The organism is Neorhizobium huautlense (assembly GCF_030811685.1).
Taxonomy (GTDB): Bacteria; Pseudomonadota; Alphaproteobacteria; order Rhizobiales; family Rhizobiaceae; genus Neorhizobium; species Neorhizobium huautlense_A.
The window spans coordinates 384,318-406,536 of the sequence record NZ_JAUSRF010000002.1 but is presented as its reverse complement, the minus strand read 5'-3'; the positions used below and the strand labels follow the sequence as shown (position 1 = coordinate 406,536).

The 22,219-nt window shown below is 60.3% G+C and carries 17 protein-coding genes; 12 read left to right on the top strand and 5 right to left on the bottom strand.

The window, feature by feature from the left end:
* Positions 1-238 precede the first annotated feature (238 nt).
* The 7 genes from J2T09_RS04510 (at position 239) to J2T09_RS04480 (ending at position 8,538) form a co-directional block, all read left to right on the top strand.
* Positions 239-1,168, top strand: coding sequence for a heme-dependent oxidative N-demethylase family protein (locus J2T09_RS04510; protein WP_306831530.1), 930 nt, complete (start codon positions 239-241; stop codon positions 1,166-1,168).
* 167 nt (positions 1,169-1,335) lie between these two features.
* Positions 1,336-2,784, top strand: a complete 1,449-nt coding sequence (locus tag J2T09_RS04505; RefSeq protein ID WP_306831528.1) for a homospermidine synthase — start codon at positions 1,336-1,338, stop codon at positions 2,782-2,784.
* A 156-nt stretch (positions 2,785-2,940) separates the two neighbouring features.
* On the top strand, positions 2,941-3,303 hold the full coding sequence (gene omp10 / locus J2T09_RS04500; protein ID WP_306831526.1) for an outer membrane lipoprotein Omp10: 363 nt from the start codon (positions 2,941-2,943) through the stop codon (positions 3,301-3,303).
* Positions 3,304-3,511: 208 nt separating this feature from the next.
* Positions 3,512-4,633 (top strand): hypothetical protein, encoded by a 1,122-nt coding sequence (locus J2T09_RS04495; protein WP_306831524.1) that lies wholly within the window; start codon positions 3,512-3,514, stop codon positions 4,631-4,633.
* 212 nt (positions 4,634-4,845) lie between these two features.
* Positions 4,846-6,798 carry a 5'-nucleotidase C-terminal domain-containing protein gene (locus J2T09_RS04490; protein WP_306831521.1) on the top strand — a complete coding sequence of 651 codons (1,953 nt, stop codon included), beginning with the start codon at positions 4,846-4,848 and terminating at the stop codon, positions 6,796-6,798.
* Between the two features lie 140 nt (positions 6,799-6,938).
* Positions 6,939-7,973, top strand: coding sequence for a ferrochelatase (hemH, locus tag J2T09_RS04485; protein WP_306831519.1), 1,035 nt, complete (start codon positions 6,939-6,941; stop codon positions 7,971-7,973).
* A gap of 214 nt (positions 7,974-8,187) precedes the next feature.
* Positions 8,188-8,538 carry a hypothetical protein gene (locus tag J2T09_RS04480; protein ID WP_306831517.1) on the top strand — a complete coding sequence of 117 codons (351 nt, stop codon included), beginning with the start codon at positions 8,188-8,190 and terminating at the stop codon, positions 8,536-8,538.
* Between the two features lie 54 nt (positions 8,539-8,592).
* On the opposite strand, the gene J2T09_RS04475 is transcribed toward J2T09_RS04480, so the two are convergent.
* The 4 genes from J2T09_RS04475 to queC all read right to left on the bottom strand — a co-directional run bounded on the left by J2T09_RS04475 (position 8,593) and on the right by queC (position 12,016).
* Positions 8,593-10,152 (bottom strand): FAD-dependent monooxygenase, encoded by a 1,560-nt coding sequence (locus tag J2T09_RS04475; RefSeq protein ID WP_306831515.1) that lies wholly within the window; start codon positions 10,150-10,152, stop codon positions 8,593-8,595.
* Between the two features lie 66 nt (positions 10,153-10,218).
* Positions 10,219-10,971 carry a 7-carboxy-7-deazaguanine synthase QueE gene (queE, locus tag J2T09_RS04470; RefSeq protein WP_373458370.1) on the bottom strand — a complete coding sequence of 251 codons (753 nt, stop codon included), beginning with the start codon at positions 10,969-10,971 and terminating at the stop codon, positions 10,219-10,221.
* On the bottom strand, positions 10,950-11,306 hold the full coding sequence (gene queD / locus J2T09_RS04465; RefSeq protein WP_306831510.1) for a 6-carboxytetrahydropterin synthase QueD: 357 nt from the start codon (positions 11,304-11,306) through the stop codon (positions 10,950-10,952). Before queD ends, queE begins: the two co-directional genes overlap by 22 nt.
* Positions 11,306-12,016, bottom strand: a complete 711-nt coding sequence (queC, locus tag J2T09_RS04460) for a 7-cyano-7-deazaguanine synthase QueC (RefSeq protein ID WP_306831508.1) — start codon at positions 12,014-12,016, stop codon at positions 11,306-11,308. The genes queD and queC overlap by 1 nt, the downstream gene beginning before the upstream one ends.
* 207 nt (positions 12,017-12,223) lie before the next feature.
* Here queC and J2T09_RS04455 point away from each other — a divergent pair, with 207 nt between their 5' ends.
* The 3 genes from J2T09_RS04455 (at position 12,224) to J2T09_RS04445 (ending at position 14,176) form a co-directional block, all read left to right on the top strand.
* Positions 12,224-12,592 carry a helix-turn-helix domain-containing protein gene (locus tag J2T09_RS04455; protein WP_306831505.1) on the top strand — a complete coding sequence of 123 codons (369 nt, stop codon included), beginning with the start codon at positions 12,224-12,226 and terminating at the stop codon, positions 12,590-12,592.
* A gap of 107 nt (positions 12,593-12,699) precedes the next feature.
* Positions 12,700-13,713 (top strand): SPFH domain-containing protein, encoded by a 1,014-nt coding sequence (locus J2T09_RS04450; protein ID WP_306831689.1) that lies wholly within the window; start codon positions 12,700-12,702, stop codon positions 13,711-13,713.
* Positions 13,714-13,717: 4 nt separating this feature from the next.
* Positions 13,718-14,176 (top strand): NfeD family protein, encoded by a 459-nt coding sequence (locus tag J2T09_RS04445; RefSeq protein ID WP_306831502.1) that lies wholly within the window; start codon positions 13,718-13,720, stop codon positions 14,174-14,176.
* 21 nt (positions 14,177-14,197) lie between these two features.
* Here the strand turns inward: J2T09_RS04445 and J2T09_RS04440 are convergent, their stop codons facing one another.
* Entirely contained in the window at positions 14,198-15,208 is a 1,011-nt protein-coding gene (locus J2T09_RS04440) for a KpsF/GutQ family sugar-phosphate isomerase (protein WP_306831500.1), read from the bottom strand.
* A 292-nt stretch (positions 15,209-15,500) separates the two neighbouring features.
* Between J2T09_RS04440 and J2T09_RS04435 the strand changes: the two genes are divergently transcribed.
* Entirely contained in the window at positions 15,501-17,051 is a 1,551-nt protein-coding gene (locus tag J2T09_RS04435) for an outer membrane beta-barrel protein (RefSeq protein ID WP_306831499.1), read from the top strand.
* A 392-nt stretch (positions 17,052-17,443) separates the two neighbouring features.
* Positions 17,444-22,207 (top strand): glutamate synthase large subunit, encoded by a 4,764-nt coding sequence (gltB, locus tag J2T09_RS04430; RefSeq protein ID WP_373458369.1) that lies wholly within the window; start codon positions 17,444-17,446, stop codon positions 22,205-22,207.
* The last annotated feature ends 12 nt before the right edge of the window (positions 22,208-22,219 follow it).

Genomic DNA, 22,219 nt, shown 5'->3' with positions numbered 1-22,219 from the left:
GGCCAGCCACAACGCCCAGCGCGGCAGACCCGCATTGTCCTTCACGGCAGCAATCACCCTGCCCGCTTGTGCAAAAACCATCAAAACCGCCCCGGCAGATACGCCGTCATGTCCATGCCCGATAACCCGCTTTTCCACGTTCTAGGGCGCGGCTTCGAGGTTCCAAGGGCGAAGGGTATATTTCCATGCAGGCAACCGGACATTGACAAGCGACCGGCACACAGCCAGCCTGCGCCTCATGACACCTGCCCAAACGCCACCGACCTACACGCCTTATGACGGTTCATCGCCGCTTTTCACCATCGGCCTGTCGCCGCTCGACCCCGAACGCTGGTTCGAGCCGGATGAAAACCTCGCTTTCGAGCTGGCCGAAAAGCGTCGTCTGGTGGCCGAACATGGCGAAAAGGTTTTGCAGGCAGAAGCGGACACGGAAGACGCTCAACGCGAAGTGCTGGAACGGCTGGCAAACTATCTCCCCACCCGGCACCCCGAAATCTATCGCCGCGAGGGTGACCGCATTCACATGGCCGGGCAGACGGTCGATCTGGCCGACGAGACCATGCTGCCCCTCCACCGTGCCGGTCTTCTGGTGCAGGACGATCTGGTGATCATGCGCCGGGGGGAAAACGGCTGGCGTATCGCCGCCGCCTTTCTCGCCTTTCCCTCATCCTGGAAATTGTCGGAGAAATTCGGCAAGGTGATGGACGAGGTGCATGCGCCGGTTCCCGGTTTTGAAGGTGGAAGCCGCAATGCCGAACTGATCAACCGCATGTTCGACCGGTTGCAGCCCGGCAATCCGGTCAAGCGGATGAACTGGTCGATCAACTGGCGCCACGCGCTTTACCACCCGGTGTCGCTTCCGGCGGATGTGGTACGCGCGACCCCGCCGGAAAATTCGGTGATCCGTGTCGAACGCCAGACGCTGACCAAGCTGCCAATGACGGGCGATATCCTCTTCACCATCCGCATTTATCTCGATCCGATGGCCGCCATCCTTACCCAGCCGGACGCGCAAAACCTTGCCGTCGGCATGGCAGATCAGTTGGAAAGGCTTTCGATCGACGAAGCCGAATATAAGGGTGTGAGCCGTAAACGGGCGGAACTGCTGGCGCTTCTGCGGCAATCGCAACCGGCCTTTGCCGAACCGCAAAAAACGCTTGCAGAATAGTGTCTTGAATGGGCCTTGGAGATGGAACAAACGCTTTATTGTGACGATGAAATATGATCTAGCGCACGCACCAAAAACACGCGTCACAATATCCGTCACATTGGCCCATTATGCGTGAAAGCCTGGCTGCGGCGAAACAACGGCAGTCGATCGTTAGGGAGCATGACATGTCTGACCAGAACTACCCGGTTTATGCCGAAATCACCGGCCCGATCGTGATGATCGGCTTTGGTTCGATCGGACGCGGCACGCTGCCGCTGATCGAACGCCACTTCAAGTTCGACAAGAGCCGGATGGTGGTCATCGACCCGCGCGAAGAACCCGCCGACATGGAAATCCTTGCAAAGCATGGCGTGCGCCACATCAAGGAACACGTCACCAAGGAAAACTACAAGGAACTCCTGAAGCCGCTTCTGACCGAAGGCGAAGGTCAGGGTTTCTGCGTCAACCTGTCGGTCGATACCGGCTCGGTCGACCTGATGAAGATGTGCCGCAAGCTCGACGTGCTTTACATCGATACGGTTGTCGAGCCATGGCTCGGCTTCTATTTCGACACCAACATGAAAAATTCCGAGCGCACCAACTATGCGCTGCGCGAAACGCTGCGCAAGGAAAAGGCCAAGAACCCGGGCGGCACCACCGCCGTTTCCACCTGCGGCGCAAACCCGGGCATGGTCTCGTGGTTCGTCAAGCAGGCGCTGGTCAACCTTGCCAATGACACCGGCGTAAAGTTCGAAGAGCCGGATCAGCATGACCGCGAAGGCTGGGCCAAGCTGATGAAGAAGCTCGGCGTCAAGGGCGTTCACATTGCCGAACGCGACACCCAGCGCACCAAGCACCCAAAACCGCTCAACGTGTTCTGGAATACATGGTCGGTCGAAGGCTTCATTTCGGAAGGCCTGCAGCCGTCGGAACTCGGCTGGGGCACCCACGAAAACTGGATGCCGAAAAACGCCAAGAAGCACAAGAAGGGCTGCAAGGCGGCGATCTATCTGGATCAGCCGGGCGCCAACACCCGCGTGCGCACCTGGTGCCCGACACCGGGCCCGCAATACGGTTTCCTCGTCACCCATAACGAGTCGATCTCGATTGCCGACTATTACACGGTCGAGAAGGACGGCGAAGTCGTCTATCGCCCGACCTGCCATTACGCCTACCACCCGGCCAATGATGCGGTTCTGTCGCTGCACGAAATGTTCGGCAATGGCGGCAAGCAGCAGCCCGTCCTGCACGTCCTGAACGAGGACGAGCTTGAGGATGGCGTCGATGAACTCGGCGTGCTCATCTACGGCCATGAAAAGAACGCCTACTGGTACGGTTCGCGCCTGTCGCTGGAAGAAACCCGCCGCATCGCGCCTTATCAGAACGCCACCGGCCTGCAGGTGACCTCGGCGGTTCTCGCCGGCATGGTCTGGGCGCTGGAAAACCCGAAGGCCGGCATCGTCGAGGCCGACGAGGTCGATTACAAGCGTTGCCTGGAAGTGCAGATGCCTTACCTCGGCCCGGTCGAAGGTCATTACACCGACTGGACCCCGCTCGAAGGCCGCCCGGGCCTGTTCCCGGAAGATATCGACGAGAAGGATCCCTGGCAGTTCAAGAACGTGCTGGTGCGCTGAGCGGGCTGGACATGGAATTCGTCAAACGCCCGCCATCGTGCGGGCGTTTTTCATGTTGAAGAATTGGTAAACCGGCCTTTCAAAGCCAAGCGCTTGCGTTACATAGGGTTTGACAGCATGGTTCCGGCAGCGAGCCGATTTGCGGAGATTAAGAGAATGAAGCTGAAACTGAGCCTGGCGCTGGTTGCCCTTGCCACCTTGAGCGCCTGCGTATCCTCTCCCCCGCCGCGCCAGATGGCAGCCGCCCCGCAACCGCAGGGCGTCGAAGGCACCTGGTCGGATCCGAACGGCATCATCTCCACCTTCCAGGGCGGCACGTTCAACACCCGCTCGACAGACAACAACGCGCTTTTGGCATCGGGCAATTACGTCACCCTGTCGCCGACGCTGGTCGAGATCAACATGACCTCGCTGGTGCGCAAGACGCAGTCCAAGGTCAACTGCGCTCTCGTCAACCTGAACCAGCTCAACTGCACCGCCGACAGCGGCTCGCAGTTCTCGTTGACGCGCCGCAGCTAAGCTTTCGGCCGGGTATACCCGGCAACGACAATCACGGAAAACCGCTTGCGACACGAATGTCGCGGGCGGTTTTTTCTTTTCCAGCCTCACCTGCATTGCAGACCGGAAAAATACCTTATTTCACACCCGGCAGGCGAAACGGCCGACCGGCGCATTGCCGCCTCTTTGTCCGCTGCCATATTCCGCCGTGACCAAGACGGGGAAAACCATGACGACCACCAGCCACACATCCGCCCAGCCGCAATGGACGCTGGCCGATTTTCTCTGCACCTACCGTTATTGGGCGCTGTTTCTGGCCTGGCTGCTGGTGGCTTTCGGCACACAGAGTTTCAGCATCATCATGCCGGCAATCGCATCCACGGCCGGCATCAGTTATACACATGTCGGCCTGTATTATTTGGGTTTCGGCGCCGGCTGGTTCAGCGCAGCAATCCTCGCCTTCGTCGTGGCAGGCAGGTCCGGCAAGGCTGCCCTCATCTGGCCCATGACGATCTGCGCCATCGTCCTTGCCGCCTTCATGCTCATGCCGTCCCTGTGGGGCGCGCCATTGTTCCTCCCCCTGCTGGGGATGTGCATGGGCACGGTGGCAGCGCTTTTCCCGCTCGCAACGGCCGTTTTTCTCCTTGGCGGGCGCCCCGGCAAGATCGACTTCGCCGGTGCCCTGGTGCTGTTGTCGGCGGCCCTGCTCGCCTCCTTCATCGGCCCGATTTTCTCATCCATTCTTCTTGAAATCCTTGGAGCGATATCGGTCATCGCGGTGATGCTCGCCTGCGTGATCATCGCCATGGCACTGATCCTGCCAGCCAAGAACATCGCCTTCGATGATGCTCCGCGCCCACGCCATCAGCCGCTTGCACCGCGAAAACGATCCCCCCTGCTAGTCGCGGTCATCCTGATGGTCGGCGCTATCCTCTGGCTGGCACTTGTCGTCGGCTCCGGGATTTTCGGTCTGAACATGTTCATGTCGAACGAACCATCCGCCGCCGCATTACTCTTCTCGCTGGCGCTGCTGGTGACCAGCTTCGCGGTCGTGATCTATCTTCTCTACTGGGTCTATCGCATCCATGGCGAACTCGCCGGCGCTCAAGCCTCGCAACGCCTTGTCACACCGCTGCCGGCCATGTTCATCGCCCTCCTCGTCCCGCTCGGCCTGCCGGTGCTCATCATGACTTTAGGTGAACTGCTCAACGACCGCGCGACGGACAAGGGGCAGAAACGTCCCCTGTCGATCGGCTGGCTGGCCTTCTGGACATTTTGCGTGCCGCCGATCGCAATCGCCATGATCCAGAATGCGGCAAACCGGAGTTATGAGGGTGGTCAGGCTGTCTGATCACTCACTCTTTTTGACCCTCGGCAAGCGCTTCGTATCACCTGGCCTGCCTTGCTTTTGCGTGCACCGTGGACATCCCGCACCACTGTCATATTTCCGCTTGAACACCCCTTCTGTTGATGAAAGCATGCGCCCCGGAAAGCCTGTCATATTTAAAAACTAGAACGAGGCGGAACGGCTTCGACAGGGGCCTTTTGTAAATGGAGAGAGATATGTTGAAGAGATTGAAGACCGGCCTTCTGACCGTATCGGTCCTGGCCCTTTCCACCGGCGCGGCATTCGCCGATTTCGAACTCAACATCCTGCACATCAACGACCTGCATTCGCGTATCGAGCCGATCAACAAATACGACTCGACCTGCACGCCTGCCGAGACCGAGAAGAACGAATGCTTCGGCGGCATCGCCCGCGTGAAGTCGGCAATCGACGCCCGCCGCGCCGAGCTGCAGGGCAAGAATGTTCTGGTGCTCGATGCCGGTGACCAGTTCCAGGGCTCGCTGTTCTACAGCACCTACAAGAGCGCACCGGTTGCCGAATTCATGAACGGCATCGGTTTCGACGCCATGGCGATCGGCAACCACGAATTCGACGACGGCCCGGATGAACTGCTGAAGTTCATCACCGCCCTGAAATTCCCGATCATCTCCGGCAACACTGTCGCCAAGCCCGGTTCGCTTCTGGCCGACAAGTACAAGGGTTATGTGATCAAGGAATTCGGTGATCAGAAGGTTGCCGTGGTTTCCGTGCTCGCCACCGACACCAATGAAACCTCCTCCCCCGGCCCGGACATCACCTTCGAGGACGAAATCACCTATCTGAAGAAGGCCGTGACCGAGCTTCAGGGCCAGGGCATCAACAAGATCGTCGTTCTGTCGCATGTCGGTTACGTCAAGGATCAGGCGATTGCAGCAGCGGTCGATGGCATCGACGTCATCGTCGGCGGCCACAGCCACACCTATCTGTCGAGCACCGACACCAAGGCTGCCGGCCCCTATCCGACGCTGGTCAAGAACCCGGCAGGCGTCGAGGTTCCGATCGTCACGGCTTACGCCTATTCCAAATATCTCGGCGATTTCACCGTCGTTTTCGATGACAACGGCGCCGTCAAATCCACCTCGGGTGCACCGAAACTTCTGGATGCCAGCGTCGCGCAGGATGAAGCGTTTGTCGCCAAGGTGAAGGAACTCGGCGGCCCGCTCGAAGAACTGAAGAAGAAGGTCGTCGGTTCGTCCGAAGGCATTATCGATGGCGACCGCGTCAATTGCCGCGCCAAGGAATGCACGATGGGCAACCTGCTCGCCGATGCACAGCTTGATCGCGTCAAGGATCAGGGCATCACGCTCTCCATCCAGAATGGCGGCGGCCTGCGTGCATCGATCGATGCCGGCGACGTCACCATGGGCGAAGTCCTGACCGTGCTGCCGTTCCAGAACACCATCGCCACCTTCCAGCTCAAGGGTTCGGATGTGGTGGCAGCACTCGAAAACGGTGTCAGCCAGATCGACGAAGGCGCCGGTCGTTTCGCGCAGGTCGCCGGCATGAAATATTCCTTCGACAAGTCGAAGCCGGCAGGCTCGCGCGTCAGCGACGTGCAGGTCAAGGAAGGCGATGTCTTCGTTGCCATCGACCCTGCCAAGACCTATGGCGTCGTCACCAACAACTACGTGCGCACAGGCGGCGACGGCTACAAGGTGTTCAACACCAACGCCCAGAACGCCTATGATTTCGGCCCCAACCTCGAAAACGCCGTGGCCGACTACATTGCCGCCAACAGCCCGTACAAGCCCTATACGGACGGCCGCATCACCGACCTGACGCCTGCCGATTACAAGCCGGCGCCGAAGGCTGATGCCAAGCCAGCCGCTCCCGCTGCAGCCCCGGCAACCACGGCGCAGGCACCGGCAGCACCCACGCCCGCAGCTCCTGCACCGGCGGCACCGGCCACAACGACCACGGCTCCGGCCGCTGTCGAAGCACCGGGCCAGACCGCGCAGCCGGCCAGCGGCCCGAGCAAATACACCGTCGTCAAGGGTGACTCGCTGTGGACGATTGCCGAAAGCGCCTATGGCGACGGCACGCGCTGGAGCGAAATCTCCAAGGCCAACGAACTGCGCCACCCGGATCTGATCCAGGTCGGCAAGGAACTGGACCTGCCGGCCAAGTAAGGTCCGCCGGGTTAAGACGATTTGTCCTATGCTAAACAGCGGTCCGGGGCTTTCCCGGGCCGTTCTTTGTTTCTACATAAGGGGATAACTGCCGCGCATTCATGCGCGCGAACATCTCGAATTGAGCCGGAAAGCCTTCAATGACCTCTTCCACAGCCGTTTTGCCCGCCAGTCACCCCAAGGTCACGTTCGGCAAGGTGGGCGTGTTGCTCATCAATCTCGGCACACCTGACGGCACCGACTACTGGTCGATGCGCCGTTATCTGGCAGAATTCCTGTCCGACAGCCGCGTCATCGAGTGGTCGAAGCTCTACTGGTACCCGATCCTCTACGGCATCGTGCTCAACAAGCGCCCGCAAAAAGTCGGCAAGGCTTACGAGGAGATCTGGAACAAGGATCTCGACGAAAGCTATCTGCGCACCTACACCCGCAACCAGGGTGAGTTGATGGCCGAGCGCCTGAAAAACCTGCCCAATGTCGTGGTCGACTGGGCCATGCGTTACGGCAATCCGTCGATCGCTTCGAAAATCGATGCGCTGAAGGCGCAAGGCTGCGACCGCATCGTGCTCTTCCCGCTTTATCCGCAATATGCAGCGGCAACGACGGCCACCGTCAACGACAAGGCGTTCGAGCACCTGATGAAGATGCGCTGGCAGCCCGCCGTGCGCACCGTGCCGACCTATCACGACGACCCCGTCTATATCGAGGCGCTCGCCAATTCCGTGCGCAACACGCTGGCCACGCTCGACTGGGAACCGCAGCTGCTGATCACCTCTTTCCACGGCATCCCGCAATCCTATTTCAAGGCCGGCGATCCCTACCAGTGTTTCTGCCAGAAGACCGCCCGCCTGCTGCGTGAAAAGCTCGGCTATTCGGAAAACCAGCTGCGCATCACCTTCCAGTCGCGTTTCGGCCCGGAAGAATGGCTGCAGCCCTATACTGATAAAACGATGGAGGGGCTGGCTGCCGAAGGCATCAAGCGCGTCGCCATCATGAACCCCGGTTTCGTGTCGGATTGTCTCGAGACGCTGGAGGAAATCGCCGGTGAAGCGGGCGAGATCTTCATGCATCACGGCGGCGAGAAGTTCGTCCACATCCCCTGCCTCAACGATAGCGTCGATGGCATGAACGTGCTGGAAGCGGTGGTGCGCCGCGAGCTGCAGGGCTGGGTGTGACAAACGGGGGGAGAGAGGCTTGAAGCGCTCATGGATTTGGCCCGCAGCCCTTCTGCTGGTGAGCGCGGGTATTGCCGGACCATCGTTCGCGGATAATGAGGCCGAAAACAGGATCCGTTTTGCGGAAGCCGAATGCCCCTTCACGCTTGATCTGCCCAGCGATTCCGTGACGACGCATAGCGGTATCAAGACAACGCGTGAGGATACGGCGCATATGGTGACCGGCTTCTGGAGCAGCGCCGCCGCCGATTTTCTCGTCATCTGCCTGTCGGTGTCGGATTACAAGCTGCCGCCCGATGCTGTTGAAAAGTTTTGCAGCGCCGAAAACCCTAATATGGTGGACCGCAGTGAATGTGGTCGCGCCAAACAGTTCGACGGGGTCGAAATCGCTTTTCCGAAAACCGGCCCGGCGGATGGCGTGGCTTATTTCTGGAACTATGAAGCCCACAAGCAAGGCAAGGGCAACATCGGATTCAGGGTCGCTTCGAAACAGAAGGCCCCGGATGAAGCCGAGAAAAAGCGGATCGATGATCTGGCGCGATCTCTTTTCAGCACGATCCGCTGAATGGGTGAACGGCCAGACGATCGCCGTCGATGACGGCATGACGAAGAAGATGATCTACGCCGAATAAGCTCGCGCTTTCGCTGGCAACGTAATGCCGTGGTCGGAAAAATACCGCTCCAGCGCATCCGGCCGTGCCGCGTGGGCGGCACTTGCCACATAACTGTCCGGCCGCATCAGATAGGCGGCATCACGGCCGATCCCCGCCTCCTCGAATTGCGATTGCCACGGAAACACATGTAGAGGCAGGCCGTTTTCACGGCACCATTCCTCCACGTCCGCGCCGGCATAACCATAAACATGCACCTGCCAGCAAAGGTCTCGAAAACCGTCATGGTTGGAGCGGCCGTCACCCAAATCGAACCATGGCAGCCGGTCGCCGCCATGCACGTCGCCCGCCTCGCCACGGCTTAAGTATTCGCCACGATAATTGATCATCAGCTGCGACACCGTGCGGAACATGTAGTCCTTCACCGGCTCGATCTGTGTCGCCACAGGCAAGACCAGTGGCACCAGTTTCGTACGCACGAAACGCGCCATCCAGCCATCGGCAGTCGCCAAGGAAAAGGCCTGGTCGGTGGTGCGCATCAGCTTTCGCGCAAACGCGATCCGTTCGGCCTCGAATGTGTTGAGCAGCCGGTTGGCGGCCGCCATGTCATGCACGCCACCGGACAGAACGGCTTTCAGTTTCCAGGCGAGATTGATGGCATCGCCGATGCCGGTATTCATGCCCTGCCCGCCCGCCGGGCTGTGAATATGCGCGGCATCGCCGAGAATGAAGGCACGGCCCTTGCGAAACCGTTCGGCCACCCGGTGATGCACCCGGTAGGTCGAGAACCAGTTGACCGCCTTTACCTCGATGCCGAGATGGGCGACCGCCCGGTCGTTGAGGTCCTCGAAACGCAGCGCGCCGGCATGCGCCTCGTCCTCCTCCACCGTGCCGACCAGACGGGCGCGACGGCCTTCATCGAGCGGGAAGACAGCCAGGAAATCGGCGCTGTCGAGCGCAATATTGAGTTCACCATTCATCGGCGGCCCGGATGCCTCGACATCGGCGACATAAAATGTCTGCTCGTAGGTGCCACCCGGAAAACCGGCTGAGATGCTTTTGCGCACCACTGAGCCGGCGCCGTCGCAACCGGCAACGAAGGCGGCCTCATACACAGCCTCGTTTCCATCCGGCAGGGTCAGCCGCGCCGCGATGCCATCGGTCGCCTCATCGAATTCGATGAAGCAGGTGTTCCATTCAACCGAGACGCCCAACGCTTCCAGCCGCGACAGGAGCAGCTTTTCATGCACATCCTGCGGATAGATATGCAGGAAGGGATAGGGCGTCAGCCCGCCACCGATCTCGCCGAATTCCGCGCGCGCCTTGCGGTCGCCCTTAACCCACAGATTGACACCGGCGACATGGTGCCCCTCGGACACCACGGCATCGGCCAAACCAATCTGATCATAAAATTCCAGCGTGCGCGCATGCACCGCAAGCGCCCGCGAGGCCGTGCCCGGTCCCGGTGCCTTGGAGATGATACGCACGGCCACACCCATTTTCGTCAGCCATAAGGCAAGAACCAGCCCCGTCGGCCCCGCTCCCACGATCAGCACATTCTTGCGCATGCCTTCCTCCTCCGTATTTCCCGCCGATAAATCTAGCGCAACGGCGACAAAGGCAAAGAAGGAAGGTCAAACGCCGCGTTTGTTGCCCCAGAGGAGAACGTGAAGCTGCGGCAGCACGGTCGCGTAGAACCAGCGATCGGCCGTTACCTTGTCCACCAGCCACAGCATGCGGTCCATGATGCCATCGAGATCGATACGGGCATCGTCGTCATCCGGCGGTGGCGGCGTGTGGTTGCCGGGCTGCAGATAGACGGGAAGATCGGGCAAACGTGCCGCTGCATCCTTGGCAAAGGCATAGTCGGCATCATCGAAGACCACGAATTTCAAACCAATGCGTGGACCGCCTCCCGCGGTGGCGAGACAGTCGGCCAGAATATCCCAATCCGTCTTCATGCCGCTCGATGGCGGTTTTGGCGACAGGACGAGAAAATCGAGGTCGGCAAACCAGTCACGCGCGACACTGCCCTGCGTTTCGATGGCGAACCGATAGCCGTCCTGCTTGCCTCGCTTGATAAGCCCGCCCAGCGGCTGGATGGCAGGGTTACCGCCGGAGAGCGACACGGTCAGCGGCACACCGCCCGACAGATAATGCACCTGGCTCCAGATCGTCTCCACTTCCATGGCCAGCCAGTTATGCCGATATTCGCTATCGACCGCATGCAGCGTATCGCACCACGAACAGCGATAATCGCAGCCGCCGGTGCGCACGAACACGGTCGGCTGGCCGATCAGCATGCCCTCGCCCTGAATGGTCGGCCCAAAGATCTCGCTGATGCGGATCTTTTCTGAAACTCCGCTCATGGACGATACTCGGCCCATGTTTTTGGTGTCTCGCTGACGCGTACGGCAGAGGTTTCCGGCAGGCGGGCCTTACACCAGTCGTAAAAATGTTTCGCCAAAAATTCCGAAGTCACCTTTTCATGGCCAAAAACGTCATTCAGGTGCCGGTGATCGAACTCATCGTCGATATACTGTTTGAGTGGCTTCAGCTCGTGATAGTCGCGCACGAAACCGTCATCATCGAGTTCAGCGGCCGCAAGCTCCACCACCACGATGTAATTATGCCCATGCAGGCGCGCACATTGATGGTCGGCCGGCAGATGCGTCAGCTGGTGCGAGGCGGAAAAGTGGAATTCCTTGGTGATCCGGTACATCAGCGCACCTCCTCGGCCGAAAAGCCGGCCGTGGCGGCCTTCCAGAAATCCGGGTCGGCATAATCCGTCGGGTCGTCGACACCGGCCAGATGAAACGCCTCGCGCCGTTCGACACAGGTGCCGCAACGCCCGCAATGTTTTGTCTCGCCCTTGTAGCAGGACCATGTCTCCACGAACGGCGTCTTATGCTTGGCGCCATCGCTGACAATATCGGCCTTGGAGCCGTTCACATAAGGCGCCAGCAGTTTTACCGAGGCATAACCATCGAGTGCATGTCGCTGCATGGCATCAAAACTGTCGATGAAATCCGGCCGGCAATCGGGATAGATGAAATGATCGCCGCCATGCACGGCGATCGCCACCGCTTCCGCAGCCCGCGCTGCCGCGACGCCAAAAGCGACCGTGAGCATGATCGCATTGCGGTTGGGCACCACGGTGATGCGCATGGTCTCTTCGGCATAATGACCGTCCGGCACATCCAGATCGTCGGTCAAAGCCGAACCGGTCAATTGGCTGCCGATGGCGCGCATGTCGATGATCTGGTGAAACACGCCCAAGCGCTTGGCACAGGCGGCGGCATATTCGAGCTCTACTCTGTGGCGCTGGCCGTAATCGAAGGAGATGAGGCCCATAAGATCGCCCTCTGCGGCGATGCGGTGGGCAAGCGAAACGGAATCGAGTCCGCCTGAGCAGACGACGAGTGTCTTCATGATCGGTGTCCTTGTTTTGTCCGGGTAGGCTGCGACCGGCATTTCTGGGCGGCTGTTTAACCCCTTCGTCCGGGATTGCAAATAACCTTTTCCAACATTGTGATAATCACATCAATTTCGCCCGTTGATTGTATTTTTCACAAACACATATTGAAATACACAACCAAAAAGAGATAATTAATAAACACACCCGCAGGAGATGATTCTTTGCCAGGCCGTACACCTCAGAAGATAGATCGCGATCGTGGCAGGCGACTGAGACAGGCGCTCGGCGCCCGCGGGCCGCAGAAGATGATGGCGCTCGCTGCTGATCTCGGCATTTCGCCGGCGGCGGTCTCCAAATGGATGCAGGGTCACGCCATGTCGATCGACAATGCCAGCCGGCTGGCCGATCTTCTCGGCATATCGCTCGACTGGCTATTATCCGGCGCACCCAACACCACCGACATGACGGGCGCGAAATTGAGCGGCCTTGAAAAGGAGCTGATCGAGCATCTGCGCGACCGCCCCGCCCACGTTCTGCCGCTTCTGACGCGCCTGATCCGCGAAATTCCGGCAAATCCGCAGCGAAGCTGATGAAATCACACCGGAATCTACCCTCTATCCCCTTATTGCTTGTCTATGCCAAGCCGCTTGCATAGGATCGCCGCCGATCAAATGTGAGTTGAAGGGGGTATCCCATGCTGGACCTGACCGGGTTCGATATTTTCGTCATTGGCATCGTCATCCTGGCGATCCTGTTGCTGTTCGCGCTGGTGAAAACGGTGCCGCAGGGCTATTGCTACACCGTCGAGCGTTTCGGCAAATACACGCGCACGCTGCAGCCGGGCCTCAATATCCTGACACCGTTCATCGAGCGTATCGGCGCGCGCATGAACGTGATGGAACAGGTACTGCATATTCCCACGCAGGAGGTTATCACCAAGGACAATGCCAGCGTTTCTGCCGATGCCGTCGCCTTTTATCAGGTGCTCAACCCGGCGCAGGCCGCTTATCAGGTCACAAATCTGGAAGTGGCCGTCCAGAACCTGACCATGACGAACATCCGTTCCGTGATGGGTTCGATGGATCTCGACGAACTCCTCTCCAACCGTGATATCATCAACGACCGCCTGCTGCGCGTCGTTGACGAGGCAGTACAGCCCTGGGGCATCAAGGTCACGCGTATCGAAATCAAGGACATCCAGCCGCCGGCCGACCTCGTCGCCTCGATGGGCCGCCAGATGAAGGCGGAGCGTGAAAAGCGCGCCCAGATTCTTGAGGCCGAAGGTGCCCGTAACGCGCAGATTCTGCGCGCCGAAGGTGCCAAGCAGGCAGCCGTCCTGCAGGCCGAAGGTGAACGCGAAGCCGCCTTCCGCGACGCCGAAGCCCGCGAACGTCTGGCCGAAGCCGAAGCCCGCGCAACGCAGGTCGTGTCGGAAGCCATTGCGGTGGGTGACGTGCAGGCGATCAACTACTTCGTCGCCCAGAAATACACCGAAGCACTGGTGGAAATCGGCAAGGCCAACAATTCGAAAATCGTGCTGATGCCGCTGGAGGCGTCCTCGCTGATCGGTTCGCTCTCCGGCATCGGCGCGATTGCCAAGGAAGTGTTCGGTGGGGACGGCAACGGCCCGACCTCTACTCCATCGGCACCACGCCAGCCGACCATCCGCCGCCCGCCGACCGTGCCGCCGTTCGGCTCCACCGAAAGCTAAGGCGATGGTGATCGAACTCTGGAACAGTTTTGGGCCGTGGAGCTGGTGGATCGTCGGGCTTATCCTGCTCGCGCTCGAGCTGGTCGTGCCCGGCTTTTTCCTGATCTGGATCGGAGCGGCAGCCGTCGTGCTCGGCGCGCTGTCGCTGGCGTTGTGGAACACCAGCTTCTGGGGCTGGCATGTACAGCTTCTGCTGTTTGCCACCCTGTCGATTGCCTTCGCGCTGGCCGGTCGCCGTTTTTACAGCGGCAGCGGCACCAAGACGGACGAGCCCTGGCTCAACCGTCGCGGCGAAAGCCTTGTGGGCCGCACCGCCACGCTTGCCGAACCGATCCTCGAAGGCCGTGGCCGCATCAAGCTCGATGACACGACATGGACCGTGATGGGCCCTGATATGCCGACAGGTACGCGCGTAAAAGTCACCGCGTCGAGTGGGCGCGATCTGACGGTCGAGCAGGCCTGAATTTTGAAAATGCGATCGGCGTCAGGCGACGCCGATCCGCAAAAGGTCGTGGAAATGAATGAGCCCGAGCGGCCTATTATCATCGTCGACCACGATCAGCGCACCGATCTTGTACTGATTGAGCTGCGCCAGCGCCGCCGTTGCCAGAACAGACGGTTTGATCGTTTTCGGCTGGCGGGTCATGATGTCGTCGACACACAGTTCTCCAAGATTGCGCGTCAGATTGCGCGCCATGTCGCCCTCGGTGACGATGCCAGCCAGACGCCCGTCTTCATCCAGCACGCCGACACAGCCAAAATGCTTGTGCGACAGAACGGTGATCGCCTCCACCATCGGCGTGCCCTGGCTGACCAGCGGTACACGGTCGCCGGTATGCATGATGTCGCGCACATGCATCAGGCTCGCTCCCAGCTTGCCGCCGGGATGGAACACGCGAAAATCGGTGGGCGTGAAGCCGCGCGCCTCCAGAAGCGCCACGGTCAGTGCATCGCCGAATGCCATCTGCAACAGCGTCGAAGTGGTCGGCGCCAGACCGTGCGGGCAGGCTTCCTGCGCGTCCGGCAAAAGCAGCACGACATCGGCAGCGCGACCGAGCGAGGATCCCGCATTGCAGGTGAGCGCGATCAGCGGAATGGAAAAACGCCGGGTATAGGCAACGATGCTTTTCAGCTCGGCGCTTTCGCCACCCTTGGAAATGGCCAGAACCACGTCATTCTGAGCGATCATGCCGAGATCGCCATGCGCCGCTTCCGCCGCATGCACAAACGAGGTCGGCGTGCCGGTGGAGGACAGGCTTGCCGCCATTTTCACGCCGACATGGCCGCTCTTGCCGACACCGGTGATGATGACACGGCCGCTCGTTGCAAGGATGACGTCGATCGCCTTGCGAAAAGGCTTTTCCAAACCATTGGTCAAGGCCGCTTCCAGCGCATCCAGCCCCTGTTTTTCAAAGGCGACCGTCCGCAAGGCGGATTCGATGACATCGGCCTGAGATGCAGTTGCAGCGGTGGTTTCGGCAGCGTTCTGGGTCATGGCGTGCATGTAGCGCCGTTGCGATCTGTTGTCTATCGCAACGGCAAGCGCGGATCGCCGCACAAGAAGCCTCAACACATAAGCAACGGATCATTAACCATAGCGCTTTAGGATTGGATAATATCTACCCCTTGCAGGCGACGCGATGTACGGCACAGGAAAACAGGCTCGATCGGGAGCGCCCCGCCAGCGGGCGGTGTTTTCGCACGCAGTCGTGACGCCTAGCCCGGCACCATCCTCAAGCCCTGCCCGCCCGACATGGCAGAACAGCCCGGCTCTGAGCCGCGGCCCGATGCTCCTGCTGCTTGCCTCGACCGTGCTTGCGCCCGGCCAGCTCATGGCCCAGGCACCCTATCCCGGCACCGCCACCACCCGCACGAGTGCCTATTCCACCACGGCCAATGGCGGCACCGGATACGGCACCTCCGCCACTTCGGGCAGATCGGCCACCGGCGCGCTCGGCTCGAACAACGGCATCAGCCCGGTCGCGGGCAACTCGATCCCCACCGATCCCCATGGCGACCCGAACGCTCAGGACGATACTGCGAACGACCCCAACCAGCCGCTCAACGGCCGGCAGGCAGCCGACCAGCAGGGGCTGGTGGACGAAAACGCGCAGGCCGCCGAACTCGATCTCAACCAGCCCGCCGAAGGCCCGCTCAACCCGCCCGAACTCAACCGCGACGGCGTGGAAGATCCCCTCACCCGCACCGATGACGGCATGGGCGTGCGGCTCGGCACATTCACGCTGCGCCCCAGCGTCAACCAGAGCATCAACCACGAGACGGAGCGTACCGGCGCCGGCAAGGCCAGCCGCAACTATCTCTCCACCGCCATTCGCGGCACGCTGTCGTCCGACTGGTCGCGCCATGCGCTGACGGTGACGGGCGAAGGCACGTTCGAAAAGACACTTTCCGGCCGCACCAGCAACAGCGCCGATTTCGAGCCGGAAGGCCGCATCGATACCGATCTGCGGCTCGACCTGTCCAATGACACGATCGCCAATATCACCGGCAATTATGCGCTGGAGCGCGAAAGCAACAGCGATCCGAATGCCGTTTCGGGCGCAGCCACGCAATCGACCGTGCAGCGCTTTGGCGGCGGCGCCTCGATCCAGCGCGATTTCGGCGTGATGCGCGGCACGGCTGCCGTCTCCGTGGCACGCTCTGTTTATGGCGATGTCGATCTTTCCGATGGCACCAGCGTCAGCCGGTCCGACCGCGACCGCACCGGTTTCGACGGCCGCCTGCGCGTCGGTTACGAACTGTCGCCGGCCATCATTCCCTTCCTCGAAGTAGCCGCCGGTCGTGCCGTTTATGACGAGCGTTTCGATTCATCCGGTTATCGGCGTTCGTCCAACAATTACGCCGTCCGCAGTGGTGTCGAATTCGATTTTTCCGAAAAGCTGCGCGGCGAACTGGGCGTCGGCTACATCCTCGCCAAATATGACGACACCCGCCTCGACGATCTCGGCGCCGTCGCCTTTGACGGCAATGCCACATGGTCGCCCCGCCGCGGCACCGATATCGATTTCGGCCTGCGCACGACATTGCAGGATGCAACGGCCGCCGGCGCCAATGGCTGGGCGGAATACCGCTTTTCCACTGGCCTACAGCACCAGATGCGCAACGACCTGATTGCCCGCCTGTCCGGCGCAACGACCCTGCGCGATTTCCCCTCCGGCAGCAACGAGAGCACATATGAACTCGGTGCCGGCATCACCTACCAGCTCAACCGTTATCTCGATCTGACCGGTGACGTGACCTATGAGCACGAGGAAAACGCCGGCGCATCTCCGACCAAAACGGTCCAGATCGGCGCCGGCCTGACGCTGCGCCGTTAACGCAGCCAAAATCCCCTGAGCACGCCCGGACCTATCAATCTGGCAATCTAATTGAATGCCGGACGGCATTTGGGTAATTTTATTGCGTTGCACCACGCGATTTCAGTATTCTTGTGTCTTTTTGTCCGGTTTAAATCCTGTTTCAGCCACTTGTGGAGCATTAACTTCTGTGGCATATAAATTGAGAAATAGGTCAGAAAGACTGTCCTATTTCAGGGAAATCGGATCGGCGATAGGCCGGTTTCACCGCTGACGTTGGCGCCGATCCGGGTTATGCTGCCTCTTTAAGAGGTCGCGGTTCGCCCGGGCGGCGCAGTTGCGTGACGTCAGAACTGTCGCATGAATTTTGGGATGATGTGCGACACCCGTGCCTCGTTCTGCCGAAATAACAGATGCCACCTTGCCGCCTTTCGCGGCCAACAGGAGGAATGACCATGACGAAGACGATTGCCGACATCTCCGGTTTGCAGGCGGTAACGCCCGTGAAAAACGAGGAGAGCGTTCCGTTTGTCGCCTCGGGCATTCCGGGGCCCCAAGGTCTTTATGATCCGCGCAACGAACACGATGCCTGCGGCGTCGGCTTCATCGCCCATATGAAGGGTCAGAAGTCGCACCAGATCGTCAAGGACGGCTTGTTCATCCTCGAAAACCTGACGCATCGTGGCGCTGTTGGTGCCGATCCGCTGATGGGCGATGGCGCCGGCATTCTGGTGCAGATCCCGGACCGTTTTTTCCGTGAGGAAATGGCGAGCCAAGGCGTCACCCTGCCGAAGGCCGGCGAATATGCCGTCGGGCACCTGTTCATGCCGCGCAAGCCGGAAGAAATCGAACATTACCGTCAGGTCGTGAAGGATGTCATCGCCGAAGAAGGCCAGCAGTTCCTCGGTTTCCGCGATGTGCCGGTTGACAATTCCTCACTCTCCAAGGCGCCGGAAATTGCCGCGACTGAACCCTATCACTGTCAGGTCTTCATCGGGGCCGGTCGCGATGCCGCGACCAACCTCGAATTCGAACGCAAGCTTTTCCTGATCCGCAAGGTGATCTCGAACCGCATCTATGACGCGTTCGGTGGCGTCGATCAGGGTTTTTATCCGGTCTCGCTGTCGTCCTCGACCATCGTCTACAAGGGCATGTTCCTGGCCTATCAGGTCGGCGCCTATTACAAGGATCTCGCTGACCCGCGTTTCGAAAGCGCCGTCGCACTGGTCCACCAGCGTTTCTCCACCAACACGTTTCCGTCGTGGAAGCTGGCGCACCCCTACCGCATGGTCGCCCATAACGGCGAAATCAACACGCTGCGCGGCAACGTCAACTGGATGGCGGCCCGTCAGGCCTCGGTTTCCTCGCCGCTGTTCGGCGACGATATTTCAAAACTTTGGCCGATCTCCTATGAAGGCCAGTCGGATACGGCCTGTTTCGACAACGCGCTGGAATTCCTGCTGCGCGGCGGCTACTCCATGGCGCATGCCGTGATGATGCTGATCCCGGAAGCATGGGCGGGCAACCAGTCCATGTCGAAGGAGCGCAAGGCGTTCTACGAATACCACGCCGCCCTGATGGAGCCGTGGGATGGACCGGCTGCCGTCTGCTTCACCGATGGCAAGCAGATCGGTGCGACGCTCGACCGTAACGGCCTGCGTCCGGCCCGTTACCTCGTCACAGATGACGACCGTATCATCCTCGCCTCCGAAGCCGGCACGCTGCCGGTGGCCGAGGAAAGCATCGTCAAGAAGTGGCGCCTGCAGCCGGGCAAGATGCTGCTGATCGACATGGAAAAGGGCCAGATCATCTCCGACGAGGAGCTGAAGACCGAGCTTGCCACCAAGCACCCCTATTCCAAGTGGCTGGACAATACCCAGCTCATCCTCGAAGAACTGAAGCCGGTTGAACCGCGCGCGCTGCGCCGTGACGTGTCGCTGCTCGACCGCCAGCAGGCCTTTGGTTACACCCGCGAAGACACAAAGATCCTGATGTCGCCGATGGCGACCACCGGTCAGGAAGCCGTGGGTTCGATGGGTACCGATACGCCGATCTCGGCCATGTCGGAAAAGTCCAAGCTGCTTTACACATACTTCAAGCAGAACTTTGCGCAGGTCACCAACCCGCCGATCGACCCGATCCGCGAAGAGCTGGTGATGAGCCTGGTGTCCTTCATCGGCCCGCGCCCGAACATTCTCGACCATGAGGGTGCGGCCAACGCCAAGCGTCTGGAAGTGCGCCAGCCGATCCTGACCAATGGCGATCTCGAAAAGATCCGCTCCATCGGCCACACGGAAGACCGTTTCGACACCAAGACGCTGGACTTCACCTACGCCATCGAGCGTGGCGCCGAAGGCATGCCAGAAATGCTCGACCGTCTCTGCGAGCGCGCCGAGGCTGCGGTCAAGGGCGGTTACAACATCATCGTGCTTTCCGACCGCCAGATCGGCCCGGACCGCATGGCCATTCCGGCGCTGCTGGCCACCGCTGCCGTGCACCATCACCTGATCCGCAAGGGTCTGCGCACCTCGGTCGGCCTCGTCGTGGAATCCGGCGAGCCGCGCGAAATCCATCACTTCTGCTGTCTCGCCGGTTATGGCGCCGAAGCCATCAACCCGTATCTCGCCTTCGACACGCTGACCGACATGCATATGCGCGGCGAATTCCCCAAGGAAGTCGATGCGCAGGAAGTGGTCTATCGTTACATCAAGGCTGTCGGTAAGGGCATTCTCAAGGTCATGTCCAAGATGGGCATTTCCACCTACCAGTCCTATTGCGGCGCGCAGATTTTTGATGCCGTCGGCCTGTCGTCCGAACTGGTCGAGCAGTATTTCTTCGGCACGGCCTCCTCGATCGGCGGCATCGGCCTCGACGAAATCGCCCGCGAAACCACGGAACGCCACACGTCGGCTTTCGGCAAGGACCCGGTTCTCGCCTCGACGCTCGATATCGGCGGCGAATATGCCTATCGCATGCGTGGTGAAAGCCATGCCTGGACGCCGGATGTTGTCGCCACGCTTCAGCATGCCGTGCGTGGAAACAGCCAGGACCGCTACCGCGAGTTCGCCGGGCTGGTCAACGATAGCGCCGTTCGCATGAACACCATCCGTGGTCTCTTCAAGATCAAGTCTGCGGAAGAGCTTGGCCGCAAGCCGGTCTCCGTCGATGAGGTTGAGCCGGCGGTCGAGATCGTCAAGCGGTTCTCCACCGGTGCCATGTCCTTCGGTTCGATTTCACGCGAAGCCCATACCACGCTTGCGATTGCCATGAACAAGATCGGCGGCAAGTCGAACACCGGTGAAGGCGGCGAGGAAAGCGATCGTTACCTGCCGCGCCGCGACGGTTCGATGAACCCGGAACGCTCGGCCATCAAGCAGATCGCATCGGGCCGTTTCGGCGTGACCACCGAATATCTGGTCAATGCCGACATGTTGCAGATCAAGGTCGCGCAGGGCGCAAAGCCCGGCGAGGGCGGCCAGCTGCCCGGCCACAAGGTCGATGCGACGGTTGCGAAGACGCGTCACTCGACGCCGGGCGTCGGCCTGATTTCGCCGCCGCCGCACCATGACATCTATTCGATCGAAGATCTGGCGCAGCTGATCTACGACCTGAAGAACGTCAACCCGACCTCCGACATTTCCGTAAAGCTTGTGTCCGAAGTGGGCGTCGGCACGGTTGCCGCCGGTGTCGCCAAGGCGCGCGCCGACCATATCACCGTCTCCGGTTTCGATGGCGGCACGGGCGCATCGCCGCTCACCTCGCTCAAGCATGCCGGTTCGCCATGGGAAATCGGCCTTGCAGAAACCCAGCAGACGCTGGTGCTGAACGGCCTGCGTTCGCGCATCGCGCTGCAGGTGGATGGTGGTCTGAAGACCGGCCGTGACGTCATCATCGGTGCGCTTCTGGGTGCCGATGAGTTCGGTTTCGCAACGGCTCCGGTCATCGCTGCCGGCTGCATCATGATGCGCAAGTGCCACCTGAACACCTGCCCGGTGGGCGTTGCCACGCAGGACCCGGTGCTGCGCAAGCGCTTCAAGGGCACGCCGGAACACGTCATCAACTACTTCTTCTTCGTCGCCGAAGAAGTCCGCGAAATCCTGGCATCGCTCGGCTTCACCAAGCTGGACGAAATCATCGGTTCTTCGGATTTCCTCGCCAAGGACGAGATGCTCGACCACTGGAAGTCCAAGGGTCTGGATTTCTCGAAGATCTTCCATAAGGTGGAAGCACCCAAGGAAGCCACCTACTGGACCGAGCGCCAAAAACACCCGATCGACGATATTCTCGATCGCAAGCTGATCGAAAAGGCCATGCCTGCCTTGGAAAACAAGGAGCCGGTGGTTTTCGAAGCCTCGATCAAGAACGTCGATCGTTCGGCCGGCGCCATGCTGTCGGGTGAGCTTGCCAAGCGCTGGAACGAAAAGGGCCTGAAAGACGACACGATCCGCGTGACACTGACTGGTACCGCCGGTCAGTCCTTCGGCGCCTTCCTCGCACGCGGCATCACCTTCGATCTCGTCGGTGACGGCAACGACTACGTGGGCAAGGGGCTGTCGGGTGGCCGCATCATCGTGCGCCCGCCGGAAAATTCGAAGATCGTTGCGGAAAATTCGATCATCGTCGGCAATACCGTGCTTTACGGCGCAACCTCGGGCGAATGTTATTTCCGTGGTGTGGCGGGTGAGCGTTTCTCCGTCCGTAACTCGGGTGCGATAGCCGTTGTCGAAGGCGTGGGCGACCACGGCTGCGAATACATGACCGGCGGCATTGTCGTCGTTCTGGGTGAAACCGGCCGCAACTTTGCAGCCGGCATGTCGGGCGGCGTTGCTTATGTGCTGGATGAAGTCGGTGACTTCGCCAAGCGCTGCAACATGGCCATGGTCGAGCTGGAACCGGTTCCGGAAGAAGACGACATGCTGGAAAAGCTGCACCACCGCGGCGGCGATATCCAGCACAAGGGCCGTGTGGACGTGTCGGAAGACATGACCCGCCACGACGAGGAGCGTCTCTATCAGCTGATCTCCAACCACATGCATTACACCGGCTCCACCCGCGCCAAGGAAATCCTGGATCGCTGGGGCGAGTACCGTCCAAAATTCCGCAAGGTCATGCCGGTCGAATACCGCCGTGCGCTTGAGGAAATGGAACGCATGCGGATGGGCGTGGCTGCGGAATAGTTCAACTGTCGG